This window comes from Synechococcus sp. R3-13 (assembly GCF_047462195.1).
GTDB lineage: Bacteria > Cyanobacteriota > Cyanobacteriia > Thermostichales > Thermostichaceae > Thermostichus.
This window is the reverse complement of record NZ_JANSIO010000064.1, coordinates 1-6,768: the sequence shown is the minus strand read 5'-3', so window position 1 is coordinate 6,768 and position 6,768 is coordinate 1. Positions and strand designations below refer to the sequence as shown.

At 55.9% G+C, this 6,768-nt stretch carries 6 protein-coding genes; 4 read left to right on the top strand and 2 right to left on the bottom strand.

The features are described 5' to 3' along the window. A partial coding sequence (locus NW856_RS02100; protein WP_414398855.1) for a hypothetical protein occupies nucleotides 1-298 on the top strand: 298 nt, incomplete at its 5' end. A gap of 31 nt (nucleotides 299-329) precedes the next feature. On the opposite strand, the gene NW856_RS02095 is transcribed toward NW856_RS02100, so the two are convergent. Beyond that, nucleotides 330-821: a phycobilisome linker polypeptide gene (locus tag NW856_RS02095; RefSeq protein ID WP_414398853.1), complete on the bottom strand. Its 492-nt coding sequence runs from the start codon at nucleotides 819-821 to the stop codon at nucleotides 330-332. A gap of 118 nt (nucleotides 822-939) precedes the next feature. After that, nucleotides 940-2,667, bottom strand: coding sequence for a Ppx/GppA phosphatase family protein (locus NW856_RS02090; protein ID WP_414398852.1), 1,728 nt, complete (start codon nucleotides 2,665-2,667; stop codon nucleotides 940-942). A 207-nt stretch (nucleotides 2,668-2,874) separates the two neighbouring features. On the opposite strand from NW856_RS02090, the gene thrS reads away from it, so the two are divergent. The 3 genes from thrS to NW856_RS02075 all read left to right on the top strand — a co-directional run bounded on the left by thrS (nucleotide 2,875) and on the right by NW856_RS02075 (nucleotide 6,650). Further along, nucleotides 2,875-4,686: a threonine--tRNA ligase gene (gene thrS / locus NW856_RS02085; RefSeq protein ID WP_414398851.1), complete on the top strand. Its 1,812-nt coding sequence runs from the start codon at nucleotides 2,875-2,877 to the stop codon at nucleotides 4,684-4,686. A 442-nt stretch (nucleotides 4,687-5,128) separates the two neighbouring features. Further along, nucleotides 5,129-6,334 carry a formamidase gene (gene fmdA, locus NW856_RS02080; protein WP_414341590.1) on the top strand — a complete coding sequence of 402 codons (1,206 nt, stop codon included), beginning with the start codon at nucleotides 5,129-5,131 and terminating at the stop codon, nucleotides 6,332-6,334. A gap of 10 nt (nucleotides 6,335-6,344) precedes the next feature. Next, nucleotides 6,345-6,650, top strand: coding sequence for an FmdB family zinc ribbon protein (locus NW856_RS02075; protein WP_414341588.1), 306 nt, complete (start codon nucleotides 6,345-6,347; stop codon nucleotides 6,648-6,650). Nucleotides 6,651-6,768 lie beyond the last annotated feature (118 nt).

Sequence of the window (6,768 nt, the reverse complement as noted above, 5' to 3'; positions counted from 1 at the left end):
AAAGCCTGCATGGCCTTGGGGCATCGACCCTCCCAAGCGCGTCGGCTGTCGTCGAGATGTCATGGCCTCACTCCCCACTCCCAATTGCAAAAGCTCAGCCCTCGCCGGAACGCCTTTTCCTACCCAAAGCCCACCCCCAGGACAGCAGGAAAAGGCAGCCTTCCAGGCAACGGCAAAACCAACGCCAGCCTACCACCCCATCCTCAGGTTGGGGATAGGGGAGAAATCGCCGCATGCTTTCTACAGGGATCCCTCGTTGAAATTGTTTGAACCAGAACGGCCTGGACGGGTGGCCTGAAAGAACCCAGAACCTCCCAGGAAGCCGCCCGCTACTCAAGGGTGCTTAGCAGATTGGACTCGGCAATGCTGACGATCTTGCCTCCCATTTGGGTGATCCGTTTCACTTCTTGGGAAAGGCGGCTGAAGGGCACTTTGTACTCGACAACACTTCTGCGCACACCTCCTCCCACGAGGCCGGATACCTTGATGGCGAAGATTTTATCGCTATTCGGCAGCCCTCCTTCTGAGCTGCTGGCCTGAGCAACCTCTGGTTCTGGAGCCGATGCCGCTTGAGGCGCGGTAGCAGCGCTCTCCCGCTCTAGGAGCAGCCTCCAACTGCGGGGATAGGCGGGGGCCAGACGATAGACCACTTTGTAGGACCCGGTCGCGTGGTCATCCTCGGACTCCACCTTCACCACAGTTCCCGCTGGAATATCCAGCTTGGCCCCCTTAGACATGACTTTAATTCCCGGCCAATTGGTGGGCGTATCCGTCAGTAGCTCGACCTCAAAGGCTTGATCCCCCAACAACAACTTGGCCATCTCAACAACTCCGTTTTGCTCAGCACTCAGTGGCGAGAGAGCCGCTCACAGCCACAGCTTTACCGTCAGACATTCTACCGCTGCCAGGTGCCCACCAGAAACCTCCTGCGGGCAGGGGCTAAACTGCTGCCTCAAAAGGATTTGAGCTGCGCTCGATCTGAGTGGACAATTTGGGGATCACCTGCAGCTTGAACTGCTGTTCGAAGACTTTTTTCTTCTCGTTCAAGCTCCACAGCTCCAAGGCGCAGTCATCATTGGGATGCCTGGGATCCAAAATCAACTCCATGCGGCGGGGGCCTTCTCCCAAGAGCTGAAAACGGCAGTGCAGCGCTTGGATGGCTTGCAGACGGCGGCGATCCAGGGCACAAGCCATGCGCAGCAAGGGGCTCAGTTCCAAGACGATTTGGCGATCCCGTTCGTCGGTGAGGCGCTGAAAGTTTTCGTGCTTCTTCTTGGGAGGCGATTTGCGGTGGTAGCGGGCCAAGTTGGCGATCACTTCCACCTCTTCTTCATTGAAGCCCAACAGTTCCCCATGGCGAATCAGGTAGTAGGAGTGTTTGTGGTGGGCGGCATGGCTGATAAAGTGGCCGCAGTTGTGCAGCATGGCCGCTGACCAGAGGAGGGCCCGCTCGCGGGATCCCCAACCATGCAACAGGCCGCGGGTCTGGTCGAAGAGGCTGAGGGCAAATTCGGCCACCCGTTCGGCATAGGGCAGCTCCACCTGGTATTTTTCCGCCAACTTGAGGACGCTGCGCCGCCGCACCGAGCTGTGGTAGCGCAGCCGATCCTCAATCAGCCCTTGGCCGATCATCCAGTCCACGATCAGCCCTTCCCGCAGAGCCCGTTCGCAAAACTGGATCCGCTCCACCCCCAGCAGGGTCATCACTTCTTCCAAGATGACCGCCCCGGCTAGGATGATCTCCCCCCGCCTTTCCCCCAGGCCGGGCAGCTTTTGCCGTTCGGCCACCGTGAGGGAGCGCAGCTCTTTGATGTAGCCGCGCAGGGCTTCCAAGCTGAACTCATACCCCTGCAGGCGACTGGGGGGAGCGCCCAACCGACGGCGGGCATCCAACTGGGCCAGGCACTCGACGGTGCCAGAGGTGCCCACCAAAGGCAGGGATCCCTGTTGTTGTGAAGATGCGACGATCCGTTTCATCTGCTCAATGGGGGATTCCAGCATGCCGCGGATGTGCTGGCGCAGGGCTTGCAGTTCGCCAGAAGTGGGCGGATCGTGGTGCAAAAAAGCCTGGGTTAGACGCACAGCTCCCACCTTGATGCTGCGCAGAAACTCCGGCTCTTGGCCATTGCCCAAGATCAGCTCTGTGGAGCCACCGCCGATATCCACCACCGCGTGCATCCGGTTGTGGAACTCCATCGCCGAGAGCACTCCCAGATAAATGCGGCGGGCCTCTTCCTGCCCCGAGATTAACTCCACCCGCAGGCCCAGCTCCCGTTCAATCCGCTTCAAAAACTCCAGCCCATTGGGGGCCTCGCGCACAGCACTGGTAGCCACGGCAACAATATCCTGCACCTGAAAGCTCTCAGCAATGCGGCAAAACCGCTCCAGAGCCGTCCGGGCCCGTTCCATAGCTGCAGGCGTGAGGGCGCCCGTCTGGCTGCAAAACTCCCCCAGCCGGACGGTGGCTTTTTCGCGGGAGATGAGGGTGAAGCTAGGGATACGGGGATTGATGCGCACCACCACCATGTGGAGAGAGTTGCTGCCCACATCGATGGCGGCCAGAACGGGGGCAGCCCAAGATTCAGGACGAGAAGCCGGGCCGGTTTCGGAAACTGGGGGAGCAGAGGCGACAGGGCATTCCGTGAAGTTGGTGGGCGAAGAGATCATGGCTCGGGTAAGGGGGTCAACCCCTTTAGGATACTGTGTACTTTCCCCCCTTGTTCCGGGCCGAGTCGTGAGGTGAGGTTCGCGGTTGACTCGGCAAACAGGGGAATTGATTAGCTGGGGATCCCTGCCGTTCTCGCCCCAGCCTAAGATAGGGACACGGATATCCATTTCTTCACTGTTCTTTCTTTGTTGTCGAAGTAGGTTCCGATGTCTCAGCCAGCCGAATCACCTCAGAAGGCCAACAGCACCCTCAAACTGCTGCGCACTCACGAGTCTCCCCAACTGGAGCGCATCCGCCACACCACTTCCCATGTCCTGGCTATGGCGGTGCAAAAGCTGTTTCCCAAGGCCCAGGTGACCATCGGCCCCACAACCGACTACGGCTTCTACTACGATTTTGACCATCCCGAGCCCTTCACGCCGGAAGATCTGGATCGCATCAAAAAAGAGATGCAGGCAATCATCAAAAAGGGCCTGCCGGTGATCCGCGAGGAGGTGAGCCGTGAAGAGGCCAGGCGCCGCATCGAAGCCCTCGGAGAACCCTACAAGCTGGAGATCTTAGACAGCATTCCCGAAGGAGAGGTCATCAGCATTTATCACTTGGGGGATGAATGGTGGGATCTCTGTGCCGGTCCCCACGTGGAAAACACCCAAGAGCTCAACCCCAAAGCTTTCGATCTGCTCAGCGTGGCCGGCGCCTATTGGCGGGGGGACGAGACCAAGCCGCAGCTCCAACGCATCTACGGTACCGCCTGGGAAACTCCAGAGGAGCTGAAGGAATACAAGCGGCGGCTGGAGGAGGCCAAACGGCGGGATCACCGCAAGCTGGGCAAAGAACTGGGTCTCTTCCTGTTTTCCGATGAAGTGGGTCCGGGCTTGCCCCTTTGGACTCCGAAAGGAACTACCCTACGCTGGGTGCTGGAGAATTTTCTCAAGCAGGAGCAGCTCAAGCGGGGCTACCTGCCGGTGGTTACCCCTCATATTGCCCGTGTGGACTTGTTCAAGATCTCCGGCCACTGGCAAAAGTACCGGGAAGATATGTTCCCCATGATGGCGGAGAATGAGCAGGATCGCGCAGCCGAACAGGGCTTTGTCATGAAGCCGATGAACTGTCCTTTTCACATCCAAATCTACAAATCCGAGCTGCGATCCTACCGCGATTTGCCCCTACGATATGCCGAATTCGGCACCGTCTATCGCTATGAGCAATCGGGGGAATTGGGAGGTCTGACGCGAGTGCGTGGCTTCACGGTGGACGATGCCCACCTGTTTGTCCGGCCCGATCAATTGGAGGAGGAGTTTCTCAAGGTTGTCGATCTCATTTTGGTGGTTTTCGATAAGCTCAAGCTCAAGGATTTTCGCGCCCGCCTCAGCTTCCGCGATCCCAAGTCTGACAAATATCTGGGATCCCCCGAAGATTGGGACAAAGCCGAAAATGCCATCCGTCGCGCTGTGGAGAAGTTGTCGATGCCCCACTTTGAAGGGATCGGCGAAGCAGCCTTCTATGGGCCGAAGCTGGATTTTATTTTCCGCGACGCGCTGGATCGGGAGTGGCAACTGGGCACGGTTCAGGTGGACTACCAAAACCCACAGCGCTTTGATCTGCAATACGTAGCTGAGGATGGATCCCGGCAGCGTCCGGTGATGATTCACCGTGCTCCCTTTGGCTCGCTGGAACGACTCATCGGCATTCTCATCGAAGAATACGCTGGGGATTTTCCCTTCTGGCTGGCCCCGGAACAGGTGCGCATTTTGCCCGTTTCCGATCAGTATTTGGGCTATGCCACCCAAGTGCGGGATCAACTGCGAGAACACGGGATCCGCGTCCACATCGATGCCGACAGCGACCGTTTGCCCAAAAAAATCCGCAATGCCGAGAAGGCCCGGATCCCTTTTATGTTGATCGTGGGGGAACAGGAACAAGCGGCAGGAACGGTGAGCGTGCGCCAGCGCCATCGGCAGGAGCTGGGATCCCTGACGGTGGCAGATTTCCTAGCCCAGCTACAGGCACTTGACTAGCTTGGGCATTCGGGATCCCTGGCTTGCGGCAACTGGGTTTTCAGAACTTGAGGATCCCAGGTTCTGAGGATCTCAAGAAAGAGCTTGAGTTTCCCTTTCTCAAGGGAAGCCAAGGGGGCTAATTGAAAAATCAGGATTTGGCCGACAACCCACCATGTTCTCTAGGGATTTTCTGGAGAGGATCCTGCAACGCTTTAGGAGCTGACGGCTAAATCGATCTGTCGCCGAATGGATTGGCCGTTACTTTGGTGAATTGATTGATAGTTACTTTGAATTGCAGTGAAATAGCCTGTCGATCTAAGCTCCTCATCTCCCGCTCTGCGATTGTAGATAACAGCACTATGAATTGTAGCTTTTACTACAGTATTAGCTTCTCTATTGGAGATAGGCTTTTGTGCATTCAAAGTCTGACCGCAGAGTGATGACTCAAGGATAGGATCCCATGCCCAAAACGCTGTTTAAAGTTGACCTGACTAAGCCAATGGATCAACAGGATCTACCGGGTCACAACCGCTGGCATCCTGATATTCCCGCTGTGGTTTCTGTAAACCCTGGCGAGGTATTCCGAATTGAGTGTAAAGACTGGACGGATGGGCAAATCAAAAACAACGATGATCCTTCCGACATTGAGCAGGTTGACCTAAGCGTTGTCCATGTTTTGAGTGGGCCTATTTGGGTTAACGGCGCCCAGCCTGGAGATATCCTGGTTGTCGATCTGTTAGACATTGGGCCACTGCCGGGAGACGAGTGGGGGTTTACAGGTATTTTTGCCAAAGAAAATGGAGGGGGATTCCTCACCGATCATTTTCCCAACGCGGCCAAAGCCATCTGGGATTTTCAAGGCATTTACACCACTTCCAGACACATTCCCCATGTGCGCTTTGCCGGCATCATTCACCCCGGCCTCATTGGCTGTGCCCCATCTCACGAGTTGCTGGCGGCTTGGAATAAGCGGGAAGCTGAGCTGGTCGCTTCGGCTCCCGATTTGCGCACTTACGGCGCGGGGCTATCCGGCAATCAGCCTGTGCTGGCCGCCTTGCCCAATCCCAAGAACGCAATTTTGGGAACTTTGCCCAAGTCAGAGTATGAGCGGGTTGCTGCTGAAGCGGCTCGGACGGTGCCCCCGCGAGAGCACGGCGGTAATTGCGATATTAAAAACCTGTCTAAAGGAACACGGATCTACTTCCCAGTTTACGTGGAGGGTGCCAAGCTGTCGATGGGAGATATTCACTTCTCGCAAGGGGATGGGGAGATCTCTTTTTGTGGCGCTATTGAGATGTCGGGCTACATCGATCTCCACGTCGATCTAATCAAGGGTGGTGTTGAGAAGTACGGATTGGTTAACCCCATTTTTAAGCCCGGCCCTGTTGAGCCACGTTACTCGGAATACCTTGTGTTTGAGGGCATTTCTGTGGACGAGCTTACAGGTAAGCAGCATTATATGGATGTTCACATTGCCTATCGACGCGCCTGCTTAAATGCCATCGAATATCTGAAAAAATTCGGCTTTACGGGAGAACAAGCTTATCTGCTGCTCAGTTCTGCACCGGTGGAGGGCAGAGTGAGTGGGATCGTCGATATTCCCAATGCTTGCTGTACGGTGGCTGTTCCTACGCAAATCTTCGACATAGATATTCTCCCTAGGTGAATGTTATCCGATGCCTCGTTCAAGGGGGTGGAATAGGAAGATGCCGCTGTATGAGTTTAAGTGTCAAACCTGTGGGGAGTTTGAGGTATGGCGGCCCTTATCTCAATATCGAGATCCGGCCTATTGTCCTTCTTGCAATCAGGAAGGGAAACGTCTCATTTCAGTTCCCATGGTTCAGCTTTCCAGCTCTTTGCCTATTTCAAAGGGGGGAAGAGAACCCAAACTGATCAAGCGTGAACAGCACTCAAATTCTGATCCAAACTCGCCAAAATATCGCTCCCAATCCTGTGGGCGACCTTGGATGTTGCACCATTAGTTATTAGACATAGTTGTTTCAGGCTAGGGTAAGACGCCTGGGCTATTGAAAAAAGCCTTCTGGCCCCGTGCATTATTGCTCCGCAGCGCTATTGCTATGCCTACGGCACCCTGACGGG